Genomic DNA, 18,789 nt, shown 5'->3' with positions numbered 1-18,789 from the left:
AGACCGTCAACAACGCGGCCCAGCAGTTCGTCACCGATTGGCACGTCCACGATGGCGTTCGTCCGCTTAACGGTGTCGCCTTCTTTGATGTCCTGGTCGGAGCCGAAGATAACAACACCAACGTTGTCAGTTTCGAGGTTCAGGGCCATGCCCTGAATGCCGCCGGGGAATTCGACCATCTCACCGGCCTGGATGTTGTCCAGACCGTAGACGCGCGCAATACCGTCACCGACGGACAGCACACGGCCAACTTCTGCAACTTCGGCTTCCTGGCCGAAATTCTTGATCTGGTCCTTGAGGATCGCGGAAATTTCCGCAGCTTGGATCGCCATTATCGGGCCTCTTTCATGGTATTCTGGAGGGCAGCAAGTTTCGCTTTGACCGACGTGTCGATCATTTTGGAACCTACCTTAACGACAAGACCGCCGATGAGGCTTTCATCAACGGTCGCATTGATATTCACAGCAGAGCCGACGGACGCCTTGAGCGTTTTGGCCAACTTGTCTGTCTGGGCTTTGGTCAGCGCCTTGGCAGAGGTCACGTCAGCTGTGACCTCGCCCTTCTCCTCTGCCAGCATTTCCCGCAGGGACGCGATCATCTGGGGCACAACGAACAAACGCCGCTTGGACGCCATCAGCGCCAGCGTGTTCGCCATAGTGGGGGAGAGTTTCATTTTCTTCGCAACGGCCGCAATCGCAGTGCTTTGTTCGTCACGGCTGTACAGCGGTGAGGAAATCAGCGTGCGCAGGTCATCGCTGCCCTGAAGGGCGGCGGCCAATGCGTTGATGTCTGTTTCAAGAGCCTTGAGGCCCTTTCCGTCCTTCGACAATTCGAAGACGGCGGTGGCATAGCGGCTTGCAATGCCGGAGGAGATCGAAGCTGGTTCGGACACGTCCACCCTTCCGATGTCTTTGGCTGCTGAACACCCTTGTAGAAAAGGCCGTCCCTCAGCGCAGTCATGTCCCCCACACAGGGGAGACGCCAAAATCAGGGCGGATGTAGCAGAGGGTGTGCGGTGGGGCAACCGCATTGCTCACCAAATTGTCAGTGCGGTTTTTGTCAATGGAAACTGGGAAATACCACCCTTAAGGCGCGCCCCTGCGACCGCCTGCCGCGCCTTGGGGGCACAAAGTCTACGCGGCTTTGGGAAATGGGGGACGATTCTGCAGCTGAATTGTGTGGTACATCGGCACCCTCAAGCCTGAAACAGTTCGTTTCTAAGCGGGGATATGACAGCCAGAGTGATTTTGGCTACGGTTCAGTCTTGGTTAACGCGTCAGGACACCCTTATGTTGAGTTTCGCCCTTCTGCCCTTCTTCGCCTTTGGCCTTCTGGCGTTGATGCCCGATCTGACAGGTGGCGACGATACATCCGATAACCCGATCGGGCCTGACGATCCGGATATGCCCGTGGACCCCATCGACCCCGTAGACCCCGCGACGCTGGGGGCGTCTTTTGAACAGACAGACGCGGGCGTCACGATCGAGTTTGGAGAGAACGAGACCGGACGACTGGCGATCTTCACCTATGTCGACACCGAAGATTCAGAAACCGACTTTCTGGAGGTTCACGAGGCCCGCTATTATCTGGTTCCTGAAGGCGTGGATTGGCCGGACAATACATCCGAGACGTCGTTCAACATTCCCGGCGATCCGGGGGACGGCCAGTATTTGCTAAGCGATTTCGAAGAGGAATTTGATCTGGTCCTTCTGGGCACAGTCGATCTTCTGGCCATGGGCAATGACACACCCACCGATACGGATATGGCCGATGCCCTGCCCGCCCTCACCTCGAACGTGGAGGCGGAGTATTATTATCTTGAAGCCAACACCGACGGTGACGAACTGATCGAGTTTCTGCAAGAAGGCTACATCGAAACCCGCAATGGCGCTGCCGAAACGGTGGTGACCGCAGACACGACCGGCACCGACGAAAGCGAATGGTTCACCACCACAACCGATGCGGTTTCTATATCTGCCGGCGGCGGGGATGACGTGATTGATGCCAACGCAGCAGATGCCAACCTGTTTGGTGGGACCGGCGAAGATACCATCACAAGCGACGGCATGAATGTCTTCATTGACGGTGGCGCGGGTGATGATGACATTTTTGCGTCTGACGGTGATGTTTCCGGCGGGGACGGTGCGGATGTCGTGACTGTTTCGGGCAGCGGCGACACCACTGTGAACGGGGACGATGGCGATGACATCATATCGACCTTCTCCCTCGGGACGACAGTGATGTTTGGCGGTTCGGGCAATGACAACCTTCAGGCCGGTCTGGCCGGATCGGAGGAAATCTCCGCCTCACTTTATGGTGGCGAAGGGGATGATTTTCTGTCCGTCGGGAACGGAGCCACCGGATTTGGTGAGGACGGGGCGGACCGGTTGCAGATGGAAGGCGGCAGTACGGCATTTGGTGGCATCGGCGATGACACCTTTGCGATGCTGGACTTTTTTGATGCCGAAGGCGGGCTGATGCGTGCCACAGGCGGCGCGGGTGCCGATGTCTTCGACGTGACAGCCCGCAATGTGACCGGCACATCCGATCAGGACGTTTTCGCCCAGATCGAGGATTTCGATTCTGACGAAGACACCCTGATCGTGTCGCGCTGGTCACCAGATGACCAAATTGTAGGCGTGCGCCTGCAAGAGGACGATGCCGGCGCCTTTACAGATGTGAATGTCGATTACCGCGATCCGTTCGGCGATATTGTGACAGTCACCATCCGGTTGACGGACGCGGTCGATGTCTCCGCGTCGGACATCGTCTTGCGCTAGACCGGCTTTACCACGGGGCCACCCATCCCTTCCAACACGCGCAGGGGGCGCTTGACGGCCTCTGTCAGGCCGGGGCGTTTGGGTTGCGGGACCTGCTTTGTAACTTCAACCATCAACACACCGCCTGCGGTGAACACCGGCAGGTGCCGCCCGACCCGTTCCATTGTCGTGGCCATACGCCGCCAGAGCCTGTGCGAGGAAGGGGGCTGGTACAGCGTCGATAGTGTCTTGGTGGGGATCAGCCCCGTGTCGCGCAGCTGCTTTTCCAACTGCCCCAGCGAATAGGGACGCCCGAAGCCAAAAGGCGTCCTGTCGGACCGCGACCAGAGCCCGGCGCGGTTGGGCACAATAAAGACAGCCCGTCCTTCGGGTTTGAGAACCCGCCAGCATTCATCCAGAAGGGCAAGCGGGTGTTCGGATGTCTCCAACCCGTGCAACAGCACCAGTTTGTCCACCGTCCCCGTCGCCAAAGGCCAAAGTGCGTCTTCGCACAGGACCGCTACATTGGGCTGCCCTGCGGGCCATGGCATCACGCCCTGCGGCCCCGGCATCAGGCCGATCACCCGTCGCGCCTCGCCCATGAACGGACGCAAGAGAGGCACCGCAAATCCATACCCCACAACCGTTTCACGCGTTGCCTTGGGCCACATCCGCACCAGTTCATCCCGCACGACCTTCTGCGCCGCCCGCCCCAGGGGGCTGCGGTAGTAGAACTCACGAAGATCATGCACATCCAGATGCATTGCGGCCCTTTCGTATCTGGGCAAAACTCAATGCCACCATATCAACACCGGAATGAAGCGCCATGCCCCTTACACTGCTCACTGTGCCCTGCCTCGACGACAATTACGCGTTTCTGCTCCACAACGACGCGACGGGGGACACCCTGCTGGTCGACGCACCGGAGGCCGCGCCTGTTCAGGCGGCTCTCGACAGTCAGGGTTGGGTGCTGACGGATATCCTGCTGACCCACCACCATTGGGATCACGTGGATGGATTGGACCCTTTGCGTGGATCGGCCCGTGTGATCGGGGCCGCCAAAGACGCAGACCGTCTGCCCCCGTTGGATCTGGCCGTGACCGAAGGCGACGCCGTAACGATCTGCGGCGAGGACGTGCAGGTCTTCGATGTCTCCGGTCACACGATTAACCACATCGCCGTCTATTTCCCCACCTCTGGCGTGGTGTTCACTGCCGACAGCCTGATGGCGCTGGGATGTGGCCGCCTGTTCGAAGGCACGCCTGCGCAGATGTGGGCATCGTTGCAGAAACTGCGCGCCCTGCCCGACGACACCCGCGTGTGTTCGGGCCATGAATACACCCAGACCAACGCGCGCTTTGCCATGACCATTGAACCGGACAATTCCGATCTTATCTTACGGGCAGACGAAATCGCCATCGCCCGTTCCAAAGGGCTCGCCACCGTCCCCTCACCCTTAGGCGTTGAAAAGCGCACCAACCCTTTTTTGCGTGCCGATGTGCCGGCGCTGAAATCCGCTGTCGGGATGGTTGACGCCGATCCTGCAGATGTCTTCGCCCATGTCCGTAAGAAACGCGACACTTTCTGATCTGCCGCAAAAGGCGGCAAAGCCCTGTAAAACAGGCCCTTCAGGGTCACAGTCAAATCAACGTAACAAAGATGTGGCAATTTTTCCCTTGAAGCTGGGGGAAATAAGCCAAAACTTAACCTTAAGAGGCCACGGTACTGTCGGGCCCAAGACCCCCGGCAAGACCCCCGATCAAGAGGAGCACGCAACGTGCCATCATTCTCGACGACACTTGAGCAGTCCATTCACGCAGCGCTTGCGCTGGCGAATGCGAACAAACATGAACTGGCCACGCTGGAACATTTGTTGCTGGCCCTGCTGGATGAACCGGACGCCGCCCGCGTGATGCAGGCCTGTTCAGTGAACCTTGATGAATTGCGCCGCACACTCGAAGATTTCATCGAGGACGATCTGTCGACCCTCGTGACCGAAGTGGAAGGGTCCGAGGCTGTGCCAACAGCCGCCTTCCAGCGCGTAATTCAACGCGCGGCCATCCATGTGCAGTCGTCAGGCCGCACAGAAGTGACCGGCGCCAACGTGCTGGTCGCGATCTTTGCCGAACGCGAAAGCAACGCCGCCTACTTCTTGCAAGATCAGGACATGACCCGCTACGACGCGGTCAATTTCATTGCCCACGGTGTGGCCAAAGACCCCGCCTTTGGCGAAAGCCGCCCCGTATCCGGCGCGCCGTCGATGGAGGACGAGGCCGAGGCCACGACCGAAGGCAGCAAAGACGAATCCGCACTCGCAAAGTATTGTGTCGATCTGAACCAGAAGGCCTCCGAAGGGGACGTCGATCCGCTGATCGGCCGCGCCCATGAGGTTGAACGCTGTGTTCAGGTGCTCTGCCGCCGCCGCAAGAACAACCCGCTGCTGGTGGGTGATCCGGGTGTGGGCAAAACCGCCATCGCCGAAGGTCTGGCCAAGAAAATCGTCGAACACGAAGTGCCTGAGGTTCTGTCCGGAACCACCATCTATTCCCTCGACATGGGGGCATTGCTGGCTGGCACACGGTATCGCGGCGATTTCGAAGAACGCCTCAAGGCCGTGATGACGGAAATGGAAGATCACGAAGATGCGGTTCTTTTCATTGACGAAATCCACACCGTGATCGGTGCGGGTGCCACATCTGGTGGCGCCATGGATGCGTCCAACCTGCTGAAACCTGCGCTGCAGGGCGGCAAGCTGCGCTGCATGGGGTCCACCACCTACAAGGAATTCCGCCAGCATTTCGAAAAGGACCGCGCGCTGAGCCGCCGGTTCCAGAAGATCGACGTGACGGAACCTTCGGTGGAAGACAGCATCAAGATCCTCAAGGGTCTGAAGCCCTACTTTGAGGATCACCACCAGATCAAATACACCGCCGACGCGATCAAAACCGCTGTGGAACTCGCCGCGCGCTACATCAACGACCGCAAACTGCCCGACAAGGCGATTGACGTCATTGATGAGGCCGGTGCTGCCCAACATCTGGTGGCTGAAAGCAAACGTCGCAAAACCATCGGCGCCAAGGAGATTGAGGCCGTCGTGGCCAAGATCGCCCGCATCCCGCCCAAGAACGTCAGCAAGGACGATGCCGAGGTCCTCAAAGACCTCGAAACATCTCTCAAGCGTGTGGTCTTCGGTCAGGACAAGGCGATCGAAGCCCTGTCATCCGCCATCAAACTGGCGCGCGCCGGTCTGCGCGAACCTGAAAAGCCCATCGGCAACTACCTGTTCGCAGGCCCGACAGGCGTCGGTAAAACCGAGGTCGCCAAACAGCTGGCCGACACCTTGGGCGTGGAACTGATGCGCTTTGACATGTCGGAATACATGGAAAAGCACGCGGTCTCCCGCCTGATCGGGGCGCCCCCCGGCTATGTGGGCTTCGACCAAGGCGGCATGCTGACCGACGGTGTCGATCAGAACCCGCACTGCGTGTTGCTGCTGGACGAAATGGAAAAGGCACACCCGGATGTTTACAACATCCTGCTGCAGGTCATGGATCACGGCAAACTGACCGACCACAACGGCCGGACCACAGATTTCCGCAATGTGATCATCATCATGACGTCCAACGCCGGTGCGTCTGACATGGCGAAAGAGGCCATCGGCTTTGGCCGCGACAAGCGCACGGGTGAGGATACGGCAGCCATCGAACGCACCTTCACGCCGGAATTCCGCAACCGTCTGGATGCCGTCGTCAGCTTCGCCCCCCTGCCGCAGGATGTGATCCTGCAGGTGGTCGAAAAGTTCGTGTTGCAGCTCGAAGCACAGTTGATGGACCGCAACGTGTCCATCGAACTGACCAAGCCTGCGGCGGAATGGCTGGCCGAACGCGGCTATGATGAAAAAATGGGTGCACGTCCTTTGGGCCGTGTCATTCAGGAACACATCAAAAAGCCGCTGGCCGAAGAATTGCTCTTTGGCAAGCTGGCCAAAGGTGGCCACATCAAAGTGGGCGTCAAGAAGGGTGATCTTGATCTGCAGATCGAACCGCCGGCCAAGGCGCAAATTTCAAACGACAAACCGCCGCTTCTTGCGGCAGACTGATGCGGCTTGCCGTTTTGCTCATATCCTGCGCCGTGCCCGCCACGGCGCAGGATTTTTCTTTGGCGATGCCGGTCGATTGCACGCTGGGCACCACCTGCTACCTGCAAAACTACGTCGATCATGACCCCACTGACGCCGCCTCGGATTTCCAGTGCGGTGATCTGACCTACGACACCCACAAAGGCACCGACTTCGGCCTGCCCTCACTGGCGGCCATGAAAGCAGGCGTTGATGTCCTCGCCGCAGCCTCCGGCACGGTGCGCGGCGTGCGAAATGACATGCGGGATGTCCTCTACACCGCTGAACGCGATGCCGAAATCGCAGGCCGCGATTGCGGAAACGGCCTTGTGATTGCCCATGAGGGCGGCTGGGAAACGCAATACTGTCACCTCAAGGAAGGATCCGTCGCCGTGACCACGGGCCAAGAGGTCGCGACAGGTGACGTCTTGGGCGAAATCGGCTTGTCCGGTCGCACCCAGTTCCCCCACCTGCACCTGTCGGTCCGCCGCAATGGTCAGGTCATCGACCCCTTTGACCCTGACGGCCAGATCGCCTGCGACGCGCCGTCCGATGACACTCTCTGGAACACGCCCCTGAACACCCCCCAAGGCGGACTTCTGTCCGCCGGTTTCGCCCCCGACATTCCAGACTATGACGCGGTCAAGGCCGGAACGGCGGCCACGCGCGCGCTCACATCCCAAGACGCGATTGTCCTGTGGACCTTTGGCTTTGGCGCACAGCAGGGCGACACGCTGGTCTTCACCATCACCAACGACGCAGGCGAAGTCTTCGCATCGGAGGTCGAACTCACCCGCACGCAGGCTCTCTTTATGCGGGCCGGTGGCCGCCGCGCCCCCGACGAAGGCTGGCCTGCGGGCCTCTATGAAGGCCGCATCGACCATGTGCGAAATGGCACCCTTCTGAACAGCCAAACCACATCCGTGACCCTGCGCTAGTCCCCCTTCATCTGGCCCGAAAAACTCTCCCCGAAGGGCCGTTTTCAACCAGCCCACCCCCTAACGACACGGGCTCACGCCCGCCAAGCAATGCCAAAAAAAATCGCGCGGCGCAGCCGCACATTCAGATCACCGTTCGGTCAGCTTCAACTCGATCCGGCGGTTTTGGGCGCGCGCATCGTCGGTATCGGCGGGGTTCAACGGCTGGTATTGCCCAAACCCGTTCGCGGCCAGACGTTCGGGCGGAATACCCAAGAAATTCACCATATAGAGCACAACGGACAGCGCGCGTGCTTGGCTCAGTTCCCAGTTATTGGCAAACTCCCCCAGACCAGACAAAGGTACATTGTCCGTGTGGCCGTCTACGCGGATCACCCAGTCGATCTCGTCGGGGATTTGCCCGGCCACATTGCGCAATATGCCCGCCACCTTGGCGATCTCCCGTTGGCCTTCGGCCGACAGTTCTGCCGCCCCCTGTTCGAACAAAACTTCCGAGGAAAATACAAACCGGTCGCCTTCGATCCGCACCCCGTCCACGCCTTCCAGAACATCGCGCAAAAGCCCTAGGAAATCTGAACGGAACCTCTCCAACTCCTCTGCTTCGGCGGCCAACCGTTCAAGCTCCGCTTGCTCCAGCGCATTGGTCCGCTGTTCTGCCAAAAGTGCGCGTGCCATCGCCGTGTTCAAATCCTGCGACAGGGATTCTATCCGCACATTGGCCTGCGCATCCGCGTCATTTGCCAAATCCAGCAACCCCTGCAGCTGGTTCAATTCACCGCGCAGTGTGGCCACCTGTTCGTTCAACGCCGCCACCTGCCGCTGGCTTTCCGCCGACAATGCCTCCTCTTGCGACAGGGCCGCATTGGCCTCGGCCAAAAGCAGCGCTTGCCGGTCGAGTTCACTTTGCGTCTGATCGGTTTGGCTTGCAGCCGCCGCCAAGGCCGCCACGGCTGCGGCCAATTCGTCGGCGAGCACCGCACGGTCCCCGGCGGAGGTCGCAAGGGTCTGGGACAGCGCGTCACGCTCGGCCTCCAACTGGGCGATTGCGGCGGCCGCCGCCTCACGGTCGGCGGTGGCCGCGTCCTCAAGCGTGGTGCGCGCAATCAGGGCCTGCGCCAGCTGGGCGCGCAAGTCTTCGGCGGTGGCTTGTGTATCGGTCTGTCCATCCAGCGCTGCGGCCAGTTCCGCCGCCAGATCCTCACGCGCTTGACCCGCTTCGGCTGCGGCGCGTTCGGCCTCTTGCTGGGCCAAAAGCGCAATGGCGAGGTTTTCATCCAGATCGTCCTGCGCCGCACGGGCGGCGGCCAACAGGGTCAACGTATCCTCGGCCTGCTGGCGCTGTTCCTCGAGCGCCAGTGTCATCGCCGTCAATTCCGCATCCGCATTGGCCAGCCGTTCGCGCAGGGCTTGCGCTGCGGCGGCATCGGCCAGACGGGCGGCTTCCAGATCGCTGATCTGGGCCGAGGCCGCCTCACCATCCGCTTCCAAATCCGCCACCAAAGCCTCCAGCGCCTCGCGGCGGGCGGCGGCAAGGCGGGCGGCCTCGGTACTTGCGTCAATCTCGGACCGTGCATCGGCCAGCGCCAGATTAAGCGCCTCTTGCGCGGACAAAAGCTCCGCCTCGCGGCTTTCAAGTGCGGCGATCGTTTCACCTGCGGCGCGGCGTTCGGCCAAAAGCCCTGCGACTTGCGCCTCAAACCCCGTGATCTGTTGTTCTGCATCCGACAATTCCGCAGTCAGTGCATCTGCCTGCGCGGTAAGCCGGGCAATCAACTGATTTTGCTGGTCAACAAGGCTTTCATTCTCGGCCAGATCGCTTTGAAGCGCGGCAATTTCACCCGACAGCGCCCCCACCTGACTGCCCAATGTGGCCGACCGGTCCTGTTCCAACCCCAGCGCATCGGCCAGTGCTGCAACCTCGGCTGACAGTTCCGACAGCCGCGTTTCCTGACCTGTGATCGTTTCACGCAAGACGAATTGCAGGACCATGAAGATCGTCAAAACGAACATCAAAACCAGCAACAGGCCGGTCATCGCATCCACGAACCCCGGCCAGATGGACGCCTGAAACCGCGCGCCGGTTCTGCGGCTCAGCGCCATGTCTACGACCCGTCCTGGGCTTTGCGTGCAATGCGATTGCCCTGCCGCGCGGCTTTCGTCAGCTCCGCCATATCAGCGCGCAAGGCCTGCGACATTTCCTGTCTGCCTGCCGCCATTTCCTCAAGAATACGCAACAGGCCCACATCAATGGACCGCAGCCGCATGCGGCTTTCGGCGTCGATGCCTTCCATACCTGTGTCCTTCAACGCCGCGATCAGCCCTTCTTGCGCGTCCGCCACGCGCATCAACTGGGCCGACGCCTCCGATTGGCCGGTCGACGCGGCCAGCTGTTCCACCGTTCCGGTCAGCGCCGCGATCTTTTCGTTGGTTTCCACACGACTGGCCTCGGATGCGGCGAACATCGCCTGCATCTGTTCCATCTGTTCAACCATGTGGTCCACAACGCCCGCCATGGCGACCTGATCGCCTGTGGCCTCATCGCCTGCGGCCAGACCGACGCGGGTGATGGTCGACAACCATTCCTCCAACTCGCGGTAAAACCGGTTCTGGCCGTGGCCTGTGAAAATCTCCAACAGGCCCACCACTAGTGATCCCGCAAGCCCCAACAAAGACGACGCAAAGGCCACGCCCATGCCCCCCAACTGGCTTTCAAGCCCCGATTGCAAACGTGCAAACACCTCTGCACCGGTCTCTCCTTCCTGCGGGGACAGTGACCGGATTGTATCCACCAAGGCGGGAACCGTCGTGGCCAAGCCATAAAACGTTCCCAAAAGCCCAAGAAAGATCAACGTGTTGACGATGTATCGCGTGATTTCGCGGCTTTCGTCGATCCGCTGGGATACTGAATCCAGAATGGACCGCGATGATGTGGACGACAACTGCATCCGCGCCCCGCGCGACCGCAGCAGTGTGGCCAACGGCGCCAACATGCCCGGCGCTTTGCGCACCTCGACATCCTGGCGTTCACCGGCAAACCCTTCGATCCAGGCCACAGATTTCATCAACTGCCAGACCTGTCCGAAACATGACAGGACACCGATAACGAACACGCCGAATATGAAGATATTCAGATAGGGGTTCGCAAGGAACACCGGCCCGATCTGCGGCAGGGCGAAAACGACACCTGTGGTGACCAATGCCAGCACCACCAGCATCGAGATGATCTGGGTAAATGGCTGTGAGAACTGCGGCTCGGCCTTTTGGTCCCCTGTTTCCATGGGATCAGGCACCTCTTTGTTGTTTGTTGCGGCCAACATAAGCGCCCCGCGCCCAAACCCCAAACAAAATCACGTCAGAGCGCGAACACGGGCCACCAGCCAGTCCATGTCGGGGTCTTCAATGCCCATCTTCATCAGATGATCGGCCGTATTGTACAAATATTCAGGGTTCGGGCCGCGCCCGCCGACCGACCGCGCGATCAGCTGGGCCTGCTTTTCCAGATCAAACTGGCAATACTGCTCATGATCCCGGTTGATTACATAGGCCAGCGCGTCCACGTGGCGGCCGTCCTCCAATAAAAGCGGCACATGACGTTCCAGATAGGCGGATGAAATCAACTCGCGTTCGCGCAACTCCGCCAGAACACGGTCCTCGTCGGCAGGTGCCACCCGAAAGGCCACGCCGGTGCACGAACTTTCCGCCTTGTCCAACGCCAGAACAAGACCAGGTTCGTCGACGGTGCCCCGATGATGGATCGACAACATGCAAAAACTGCGATGATAACCGTCAAGCGTGGCGGTCACGGCCTCCGCCGGTTCAAACCCGGGGTTCCAAAGAAGTGATCCGTATCCAAACACCCACATGGTCATCGTTATGGCCCTTTCGAATGACCTCCTCTAAACACCAATCAAACCCGCACTGAAAGGCCAAATCATGCGCAAACTCATCGCCTTCGCCCTGATCGCTGCCACGCTTTACGGCGGCTATTGGTTCGTGGGCCGCGCCCAGGTCGAAACACGGCTGACCGATGCCTTGCAGCAGGCCGACGACGGCCCCTATGACGTCCAGTACGACAGCCTGGAAACGCGCGGCTTCCCGTCACGATTCGATACAACGATCACCGGTTTCACCTTCGCCGATCCGGCCACAGGCACCACCTGGTCTGCCCCGTTTTTCCAGCTTTTCGCGCTGGCCTACCGCCCGAACGAGGTGATCGCCGTCTTTCCACCCGAACAGACCATCGGTCTGGGGGATGAAGTCTATACCCTGTTCACAAACGACATGCGCGCCTCGGGCAAGGTCCGCCCGTCCACCGCGCTGGAATTCCAGAACGCGACCATCACGCTGGACAATCCTCGGGTGCGGACGGCGTCAGGCGCGGAACTGGCCATGGCCTCCGCTTTGGCCGCCATGCGGCTGACGCCCGAGACGACACAGACCTATGATGCCTTCGTCGAAGCCCGGTCCATCGTTCTGCCCGAAGACATCCGGCGCTTTCTGGACCCGCAGAACAACCTGCCGCCGCTGATCCAGAACCTGCGTTTCGACAGCGACGTCACCCTGTCCGCGCCCCTTGAACTGAACAGCGCAGACAGCACGCCGCCACAAATAACCGGCCTCAGCATCACCGAATTTGCACTGACATGGGGTGAAATCGCCATGACCGCAATCGGCGATATTGCACCGGATGCCACAGGGGCCATGAACGGCTCCGTTACTGTGACCACCCGAAACTGGGAAGACATCATCACCCTTGCTGTGGCCAACGGCATGATTGATGACAACCGCCGGTTCCTCGTGACCGAAATTGTCCGTAATCTGGATGAAACGCCCCACATAGACGACACATTGACCCTCAGCCTCTCCGTCACCGATGGGCAACTGGCACTGGGCGGCTTTCCCATCGGACCCCTGGACATCCTGCGCTAGGCGTCCCTTCATCTGGCCAGAAAAACTCACCCCGTAGGGCCGGTCGAAACCAACCCGACCCTCACCGTCATGGGCTCACCCCCGCCACAGGCGCCAAACATCAAGCGCGGCGCAGCCGCTCCTTCAGGTCAGCGGCAAAAGCTGCCGGATCGGTAGTCGGCGGTGTCAAAATGGAAATGGTCGCGGTGAAAGCGGTCGCTGTCCGGTCCAAGAACCGTCCCGAAAGGTCCACAGGCCGCCCGCCACATATTGCGAAGCTCGCGCGCATAGCGACCATTCCAATCGGTCAGAACGGTGATCTCCGTGCCATCGACCAACCCGATCCCCGCAATATCAATGGCGCGGCCAAAGCTGTGTTCGGACAGGCGCGCACCGGGGCGGTTGTTTCGGCTGCGGCAGGCATAATGCGCCACCACGCGCAGCGATTGCACCCCGCCGCCGGTTTCGCGCACGGCAGGACGAACGCCATCGTTGACCCAGGTTTTCAACGCCCGCGCGGTGTCGCAGGTGATCCGCGCGGGCGTGGACAAGGCCACACCGTCCACTTCGCGCAGCAGAACGGCGTTTTCGATCCCGCAGGCCCCCGCCCCGTCGACATCGCCAATCACATCGCCGCGCAACGTCACATCACCGCACACGCTGCCCTCGACCGGTGGCAAATCCGGCTCGGCCGACCGGCCCAAACCACATCCCGCAAGCGCCACAAAGGACGCCAAAACACCGATACGAAATTTCATTCTGGCCCACCCCGACCAAAGTTGGGCGCAGCCGTGTCCTGACCCGCCTCAACGATCCCCCGGCGGATCGCCCGCGTGCGGGTGAAATAATCATGCAGGTGATCGCCATCCCCTTGACGGATGGCGCGCTGCAGCGCGAACAATTCTTCGGTAAAGCGGCCCAGAATTTCCAACGTGGCGTCCTTGTTGTTCAAAAACACATCGCGCCACATGGTCGGATCGGACGCCGCAATCCGCGTAAAATCCCGAAAGCCTGTCGCGGAGAACTGGATCACTTCGTTCTCGGTCACCCGTTGCAGGTCGTCGGCCACGCCGACCATCGTATAGGCAATCAGGTGCGGTGCATGGGATGTCACTGCAAGAACCAGATCATGGTGATCAGCGTCCATTTCGTCCACGTTCGACCCCAGCGCCTCCCAAAACTGGCGCAATTTCGCCGTCGCAGTCCGGTCCGCAGCCTCGGGCGTCAACAAACACCAGCGATTGTGAAACAATTCCGCAAACCCCGACGTCGGCCCCGATTGCTCTGTCCCTGCCAAAGGATGGGCCGGAACGAAATGCACGGCCTCCGGCAAATGGGGGGCCACCGCATCAATCACCGCCCGTTTGACAGATCCTACATCGCTGACCGTTGCCCCTGACTTCAGATGCGGCGCAATCTCTTTCGCGACAGCGCCCATCGCCCCGACGGGCACGCACAGCACCACCAGATCCGCGCCCTCCACCGCCGCTGCGGCGCTGTCGCAAACGCGGTCACACAGACCGATCTCGCGTGCGGCGTTACGGGTGTCCGAGGACCGAGCGTAGCCGGTCACCTCGCCTGCCACCCCGGCGGCTTTCATCCCCCAACACATGGAGGATGCAATATGGCCCAGCCCGATCAGCGCCACGCGGTCGTAAATCACGCTCATGCCGCGCCCTCCTTGAACTGGGTGATGGCGTGGACGACACGGCGGCACGATGCCTCATCGCCTACAGTGATGCGGATGCAATGAGGCAGACCGTAATTGCCCACATAACGCAGCAGGATGCCTTGCGAGGTGAGGTAGTCATTGCAGGCCATCGCCTCCTCTTCGGAGGCAAACCGCGCGAGGATGAAATTTGCCTCGGACACATCAGACGGGATGCCGATCTCGGACAGGGCATGGGCCATCCAGTCACGCTGTTTGGCGTTGTCCGCGCGCACCTTTGCCGTGTGCGCCGTGTCGCGCATGGCAGCCTCAGCCGCCGCCAACGCGGGCGCGGACAGGTTAAACGGGCCGCGCAACCGCATCAGCACGTCAATGATGTGCTGCGGGCCGTAAGCCCAGCCGATGCGCAAACCGCCCAAGCCATAAATCTTTGAAAACGTCCGCGTCATGATCACGTTGTCGCGCTGATCAATCAGCGCGGCCCCGGCGTCATAGCCTTCGACGAATTCCGCATAGGCCCCGTCCAGCACCAGAACAGCACCCTTGGGCAGCCCGTCGGCCAGACGCGCCAGATCGGCCTCCCCCAACATGGTGCCGGTGGGATTGGCCGGATTGGCGATATAGACGACCTTGGTTTTCCTGGTGCAGGCGGCCAGCAGAGCGTCCACATCCACGACCCGTTCGCGTTCGGCCACAACCACCGGCTTGGCGCCGTTGGCATTGGCGTAGATCGGATACATGGCAAACCCGTGTTCGGTGAACAGAACCTCATCGCCTTTGCCCGCATAGGCCTGCGCGATCATCATCAACAGCTCACCCGATCCGTTGCCGCACAGAATGCGCGCGGGATCCAGTGACCAGACATCGCCAATGGCCGCGCGCAGGGCCGCGTGATCCGTCGACGGATAACGATGCAGCGCGAGTGAGGCACGCACCAGCGCCTCCTTGGCATCCTCGGACGGACCCCATGGATTTTCGTTCGAGGACAGTTTCAGGACATTGTCCATGCCCTCAACACTGGATTTTCCGCCCACATAGAGCGCGATATCCATGATCCCCGGTTGCGGTTTGATACTGCTCATGTCGCTTCACCTTCCCCAATCAGCCCCGTTCTAATCACCCTTGCGGCACAAGGCCAGCCGCCAACGAAAAAGCCGCGCCCCCGATCATCTCGTGGGCGCGGCCTTTGGAATGTTTCGGCTCTGAACCTTTAGTTCTGAGCGTAGTATTCGATCACGAGGTTGGGTTCCATCAGGACAGGATACGGCACATCGCCCAGACCAGGGGTCCGCACGAAAGTCGCTGTCATCTTGGAATGATCCACGTCGATATAATCGGGCACGTCACGCTCTGGCAGGCCGACAGCCTCAAGAACCGCAACGTTCTGCTTGGAACGGTCACGCACCTCGACCACGTCGCCTTCTTTGACGCGGTAGGACGGGATGTTGACCTTTTTGCCGTTCACGCGGACGTGGCCGTGGTTCACGAACTGACGGGCTGCAAAGACAGTCGGGACGAACTTGGCGCGGTAGACAACCGCGTCCAGACGACGCTCCAGCAGGCCGATCAGGTTTTCACCGGTGTCGCCTTTGACACGCTCGGCCTCTGTATAGATGCGGCGGAACTGCTTTTCGGTCAGGTCGCCGTAGTAGCCTTTCAGCTTTTGCTTTGCGCGCAGCTGGATACCGAAGTCGGACAGTTTGCCCTTACGGCGCTGACCGTGCTGGCCGGGGCCATATTCACGACGGTTGACGGGGGATTTGGGGCGGCCCCAAATGTTTTCGCCCATGCGGCGATCAATTTTGTACTTGGCAGACGTGCGTTTGGTCACGGCTGATCTCCTTCAATTTAATTAGTCCACTCAACTTGCCCGAAAACCGGTTCCCGCCTTTCGGGTTGAGTGGCACGTTCGAAGGGCGTTGTCCTTTTCCCGGATGTGGCCGGGACGACAGGCACCCCCTTGCGGGGACCACCAACACCAATGAACGGCTCCTTTATGCGGGGCCAAGATATGTGTCAACACCATGTGCCACAGGTGCTGCTAAAATTCCGGAATTTTAGCCTCCGCCCCGCAGGGCTTAGGCCGCATCGTGCCGCAAGATCGCGGCCTCGGTGGCGGACACGACGCGGCGGGCATAGGCGCCGTAAGCGTTTGCATCCGCTTCGATTTCGGGGACTTGCGCGAACAGCCGCGCGCGGTCGTCATCGGCCAGATGGTCCAGTCCCGCGCTGGCGGGGTGGAAGGTCTCGCTTTCCACGCCGTTGGCAAACACAACCTCATGCTGGGGCATCAGCATATGGATGTATTCCAATTCCCGCATGGACCGGTCCACATAGATCGACTGGTCATTGACCAGATCACGGGCCGTCACCAGCACCTCATCTGTGTTAAACAGCGCGCGCGCACGCGCCCCTTTGACCATCACGCGGTGATCTGGGCTGACCAGCAGGCCCGCATCGGGCACATCATTGTCCAGCGATCCCGCGCGCAGGCGGATCGGGCACAGATGCGGCATGGCGTAAAGACGGGCACCGGTGATGCGACGCGATCCGGTCCACAGGACCTCCTGGCAGCCGTTGTCTTTGGTCTGCACCTTGATGCCTTCGCGGATGGCCTCGACCGGCATGACGCCGTCCTCGGTACGGATCATCGTGCCGGGGGTAAAGCAAATCACGCCGCCCGCCGGGTCATCGTTCTGGTCGCGGGACGCAAGTTCCACTGTGTGGTTCACGATCCACATATCCGTCATGCGCGGGGGCATGTCGCCCACAAACATGCACAATCGCGCCGAAGGTGTCGCCCCTTCGATCAGCGTCACCGTCCATGTGTCGCGCCCGTCGGTCACCGTGAAAGACTGATCCCCCTGCGCGGGATCGACCTCGACCAAATCCAACCGGTTGGTGTTGATTTCCACCGCCTTGAGCAACCGGCGCACCGATTGCGCCGCCCGCTTGCGGATGTCGGCCTCGCCCAAAGCGTCGCCCAATGGAAGAATGTCTGCCGGTCCATCGACCCGCACTGCTTCGCCCGTCCAGCCCCATGCTGTGCCGACCCGCAAATGTTCAAGCGGAGCGGACCAGAACCCATCGAGTTCTGTCTGTGACCATGAGATGACGAACGTGCCCTTAAAGCCCGTCTTCATGCCCGTAACTGCCTCTGTCTGGCCCCGTCATTTGGCGCGGGGCTCGTTATGTCATCAGACTAACAAGGGCGTTTCCGGCAAATCAAGTTACTTTAAGGTCAGCCGTTAACTATTTCTTTAGAAGTTGAAATTTAGCTTCAGTGAACCGACGAGTTGCCCTTCGTCCTGACCTTCGAATTCCTCGGAAAGGTAGGTCAGACCGTAGAAAAACGACGATCCTGTTGCAAAACGGGAATGAATGCCCGCGCGCACCCGCAGTCGGTCATCTGTTGCATCTGTGCCGAAACTGGCGGGAAAATAGGCGCTGTCTTCGACCAGTGTGTAATCCGCACCCAGCACGAAACCGGTGCCGACTTCTCCGCCGTAGATGCCGGAATACAGCTGACCGGACGGCCCGTCACGCAGCCACAGGTCACTTTGCAGGACCTGCCCGATCAGAATATCTGCGCCCACGCGCACGAAATCCTCGACCCCGTATTGAAGTTCGGCAAATGGCCGCAGGGTGGTTGTCGCGCTGAGGGGCACGGCATAGGCCGCCTCGGCCACAAGGGTGGGATAGACCGCGTTGCCCAGTTGGTTTTGTTGCACCGATGCGCCCACAGTCGGGGCGCCCACCAGATTGTGGAACCAGTCCTGTGCATCTGCCGTACCTGTTTGCGGGCCGGTGAAAACCAGATCCAGCCCCGCCGACAGGTCCCAATTTCCGCGGCTGATGTGGCTGTGGATCCCTGTCGTGATCGCGCCCACATAGGCTCGATCATCCGATCCCGCCCCGTTCAGCGCCGAAGGCGCAATGATCTCCGACCGCAGCCGATACTCAAGGATCGCGCCAAAATCGTCAGGTGCCGCACCCGACCAAGGCGGCCCCTGCACGATCGAAAACGAATAAGATCCCGTGCGCCACCGATCCTCCCCATCCCCAAAGTAGTCGTTCGTAAACAACCGCCCAAAGCCCAAGGTGTCGCGGTTCTGCGCCACGGCTGGACCCGCGATCAAGAAAGCCGCGATGATGATAAACAGTTTCCGCATAGGTCGTCCCCAAAATTTAAGGGTCAGCTATAGGCCAAACCCTCTGTCTCTGACGACCCAGTTAGGAAACAATCTGGGTAAAAGTATGACATTGTCGCCACGCTTTCGCGGCAACACTGCTCATTTTCAGCGAAGGACAGGCCCTAGCCGCACTTTGAATGACCGCAGTCGGAACAGGTCATGCAGCCTTCGACCATGCGCATGGAATATTGCCCGCAGCTGGAAC

The 18,789-nt window shown here is 60.3% G+C and carries 16 protein-coding genes and 1 pseudogene; 5 read left to right on the top strand and 12 right to left on the bottom strand.

What is annotated here, in order from left to right; translation table 11 throughout:
- Together QZ653_RS13625 and QZ653_RS13620 are read right to left on the bottom strand one after the other, a co-directional pair.
- Positions 1–332: pseudogene (locus tag QZ653_RS13625) on the bottom strand (F0F1 ATP synthase subunit alpha); the annotation flags it as partial.
- Entirely contained in the window at positions 332–892 is a 561-nt protein-coding gene (locus QZ653_RS13620; RefSeq protein WP_296420828.1) for a F0F1 ATP synthase subunit delta, read from the bottom strand. The pseudogene QZ653_RS13625 and the gene QZ653_RS13620, both read right to left, overlap by 1 nt.
- 397 nt (positions 893–1,289) lie before the next feature.
- Between QZ653_RS13620 and QZ653_RS13615 the strand changes: the two genes are divergently transcribed.
- Positions 1,290–2,780 carry a calcium-binding protein gene (locus QZ653_RS13615; RefSeq protein WP_296420826.1) on the top strand — a complete coding sequence of 497 codons (1,491 nt, stop codon included), beginning with the start codon at positions 1,290–1,292 and terminating at the stop codon, positions 2,778–2,780.
- Here the strand turns inward: QZ653_RS13615 and QZ653_RS13610 are convergent.
- The gene (locus tag QZ653_RS13610; RefSeq protein ID WP_296420824.1) at positions 2,777–3,523 is read right to left on the bottom strand and encodes a class I SAM-dependent methyltransferase; all 747 of its coding nucleotides are present in this window, start codon (positions 3,521–3,523) and stop codon (positions 2,777–2,779) included. The genes QZ653_RS13615 and QZ653_RS13610 overlap by 4 nt on opposite strands.
- Before the next feature lie 62 nt (positions 3,524–3,585).
- Here QZ653_RS13610 and gloB point away from each other — a divergent pair, with 62 nt between their 5' ends.
- The 3 genes from gloB to QZ653_RS13595 all read left to right on the top strand — a co-directional run bounded on the left by gloB (position 3,586) and on the right by QZ653_RS13595 (position 7,814).
- On the top strand, positions 3,586–4,347 hold the full coding sequence (gloB, locus tag QZ653_RS13605; protein WP_296420823.1) for a hydroxyacylglutathione hydrolase: 762 nt from the start codon (positions 3,586–3,588) through the stop codon (positions 4,345–4,347).
- A 189-nt stretch (positions 4,348–4,536) separates the two neighbouring features.
- Positions 4,537–6,858 (top strand): ATP-dependent Clp protease ATP-binding subunit ClpA, encoded by a 2,322-nt coding sequence (clpA, locus tag QZ653_RS13600; protein ID WP_296420821.1) that lies wholly within the window; start codon positions 4,537–4,539, stop codon positions 6,856–6,858.
- Positions 6,858–7,814, top strand: coding sequence for a M23 family metallopeptidase (locus QZ653_RS13595; protein WP_296420819.1), 957 nt, complete (start codon positions 6,858–6,860; stop codon positions 7,812–7,814). Before clpA ends, QZ653_RS13595 begins: the two co-directional genes overlap by 1 nt.
- 129 nt (positions 7,815–7,943) lie before the next feature.
- Here QZ653_RS13595 and QZ653_RS13590 read toward each other — a convergent pair whose 3' ends face one another.
- From QZ653_RS13590 to QZ653_RS13580, 3 genes are all read right to left on the bottom strand, one after another.
- Positions 7,944–9,914, bottom strand: a complete 1,971-nt coding sequence (locus QZ653_RS13590; protein ID WP_296420817.1) for a peptidoglycan -binding protein — start codon at positions 9,912–9,914, stop codon at positions 7,944–7,946.
- 2 nt (positions 9,915–9,916) lie between these two features.
- Positions 9,917–11,092 carry a biopolymer transporter ExbB gene (locus tag QZ653_RS13585; protein WP_296420816.1) on the bottom strand — a complete coding sequence of 392 codons (1,176 nt, stop codon included), beginning with the start codon at positions 11,090–11,092 and terminating at the stop codon, positions 9,917–9,919.
- A 69-nt stretch (positions 11,093–11,161) separates the two neighbouring features.
- Complete coding sequence (locus tag QZ653_RS13580) at positions 11,162–11,683, bottom strand: gamma-glutamylcyclotransferase (protein WP_296420814.1); 522 nt, start codon at positions 11,681–11,683, stop codon at positions 11,162–11,164.
- Between the two features lie 64 nt (positions 11,684–11,747).
- Here QZ653_RS13580 and QZ653_RS13575 point away from each other — a divergent pair, with 64 nt between their 5' ends.
- Entirely contained in the window at positions 11,748–12,743 is a 996-nt protein-coding gene (locus tag QZ653_RS13575; protein ID WP_296420813.1) for a DUF2125 domain-containing protein, read from the top strand.
- Between the two features lie 128 nt (positions 12,744–12,871).
- Here QZ653_RS13575 and QZ653_RS13570 read toward each other — a convergent pair whose 3' ends face one another.
- From QZ653_RS13570 to QZ653_RS13545, 6 genes are all read right to left on the bottom strand, one after another.
- Positions 12,872–13,480, bottom strand: coding sequence for an extensin family protein (locus QZ653_RS13570; protein WP_296420812.1), 609 nt, complete (start codon positions 13,478–13,480; stop codon positions 12,872–12,874).
- Positions 13,477–14,391, bottom strand: coding sequence for a prephenate/arogenate dehydrogenase family protein (locus tag QZ653_RS13565; RefSeq protein ID WP_296420809.1), 915 nt, complete (start codon positions 14,389–14,391; stop codon positions 13,477–13,479). Before QZ653_RS13565 ends, QZ653_RS13570 begins: the two co-directional genes overlap by 4 nt.
- Positions 14,388–15,473, bottom strand: a complete 1,086-nt coding sequence (hisC, locus tag QZ653_RS13560; protein WP_296420807.1) for a histidinol-phosphate transaminase — start codon at positions 15,471–15,473, stop codon at positions 14,388–14,390. The genes QZ653_RS13565 and hisC overlap by 4 nt, the downstream gene beginning before the upstream one ends.
- Before the next feature lie 128 nt (positions 15,474–15,601).
- Complete coding sequence (gene rpsD / locus QZ653_RS13555) at positions 15,602–16,222, bottom strand: 30S ribosomal protein S4 (RefSeq protein ID WP_296420805.1); 621 nt, start codon at positions 16,220–16,222, stop codon at positions 15,602–15,604.
- A 247-nt stretch (positions 16,223–16,469) separates the two neighbouring features.
- The gene (locus QZ653_RS13550; RefSeq protein ID WP_296420803.1) at positions 16,470–17,534 is read right to left on the bottom strand and encodes a Hint domain-containing protein; all 1,065 of its coding nucleotides are present in this window, start codon (positions 17,532–17,534) and stop codon (positions 16,470–16,472) included.
- 117 nt (positions 17,535–17,651) lie between these two features.
- Complete coding sequence (locus tag QZ653_RS13545; protein WP_296420801.1) at positions 17,652–18,563, bottom strand: lipid A-modifier LpxR family protein; 912 nt, start codon at positions 18,561–18,563, stop codon at positions 17,652–17,654.
- Positions 18,564–18,789 lie beyond the last annotated feature (226 nt).

Origin of the sequence: Pseudooctadecabacter sp., from assembly GCF_020627745.1 — a bacterium.
Taxonomy (GTDB): domain Bacteria; phylum Pseudomonadota; class Alphaproteobacteria; order Rhodobacterales; family Rhodobacteraceae; genus Octadecabacter.
This window is presented reverse-complemented; position numbering and strand designations above follow the sequence as displayed.

Excerpts from the sequence above, each read along its gene's own strand:
- QZ653_RS13615 (WP_296420826.1), top strand. The coding sequence starts at position 1,290 with ATGTTGAGTTTCGCCCTTCTGCCCTTCTTCGCCTTTGGCCTTCTGGCG.
- QZ653_RS13610 (WP_296420824.1), bottom strand. The coding sequence starts at position 3,523 with ATGCATCTGGATGTGCATGATCTTCGTGAGTTCTACTACCGCAGCCCC.
- gloB (WP_296420823.1), top strand. The coding sequence starts at position 3,586 with ATGCCCCTTACACTGCTCACTGTGCCCTGCCTCGACGACAATTACGCG.
- QZ653_RS13595 (WP_296420819.1), top strand. The coding sequence starts at position 6,858 with ATGCGGCTTGCCGTTTTGCTCATATCCTGCGCCGTGCCCGCCACGGCG.
- QZ653_RS13590 (WP_296420817.1), bottom strand. The coding sequence starts at position 9,914 with ATGGCGCTGAGCCGCAGAACCGGCGCGCGGTTTCAGGCGTCCATCTGG.
- QZ653_RS13585 (WP_296420816.1), bottom strand. The coding sequence starts at position 11,092 with ATGGAAACAGGGGACCAAAAGGCCGAGCCGCAGTTCTCACAGCCATTT.
- QZ653_RS13580 (WP_296420814.1), bottom strand. The coding sequence starts at position 11,683 with ATGACCATGTGGGTGTTTGGATACGGATCACTTCTTTGGAACCCCGGG.
- QZ653_RS13575 (WP_296420813.1), top strand. The coding sequence starts at position 11,748 with ATGCGCAAACTCATCGCCTTCGCCCTGATCGCTGCCACGCTTTACGGC.
- QZ653_RS13570 (WP_296420812.1), bottom strand. The coding sequence starts at position 13,480 with ATGAAATTTCGTATCGGTGTTTTGGCGTCCTTTGTGGCGCTTGCGGGA.
- QZ653_RS13565 (WP_296420809.1), bottom strand. The coding sequence starts at position 14,391 with ATGAGCGTGATTTACGACCGCGTGGCGCTGATCGGGCTGGGCCATATT.
- hisC (WP_296420807.1), bottom strand. The coding sequence starts at position 15,473 with ATGAGCAGTATCAAACCGCAACCGGGGATCATGGATATCGCGCTCTAT.
- QZ653_RS13550 (WP_296420803.1), bottom strand. The coding sequence starts at position 17,534 with ATGAAGACGGGCTTTAAGGGCACGTTCGTCATCTCATGGTCACAGACA.
- QZ653_RS13545 (WP_296420801.1), bottom strand. The coding sequence starts at position 18,563 with ATGCGGAAACTGTTTATCATCATCGCGGCTTTCTTGATCGCGGGTCCA.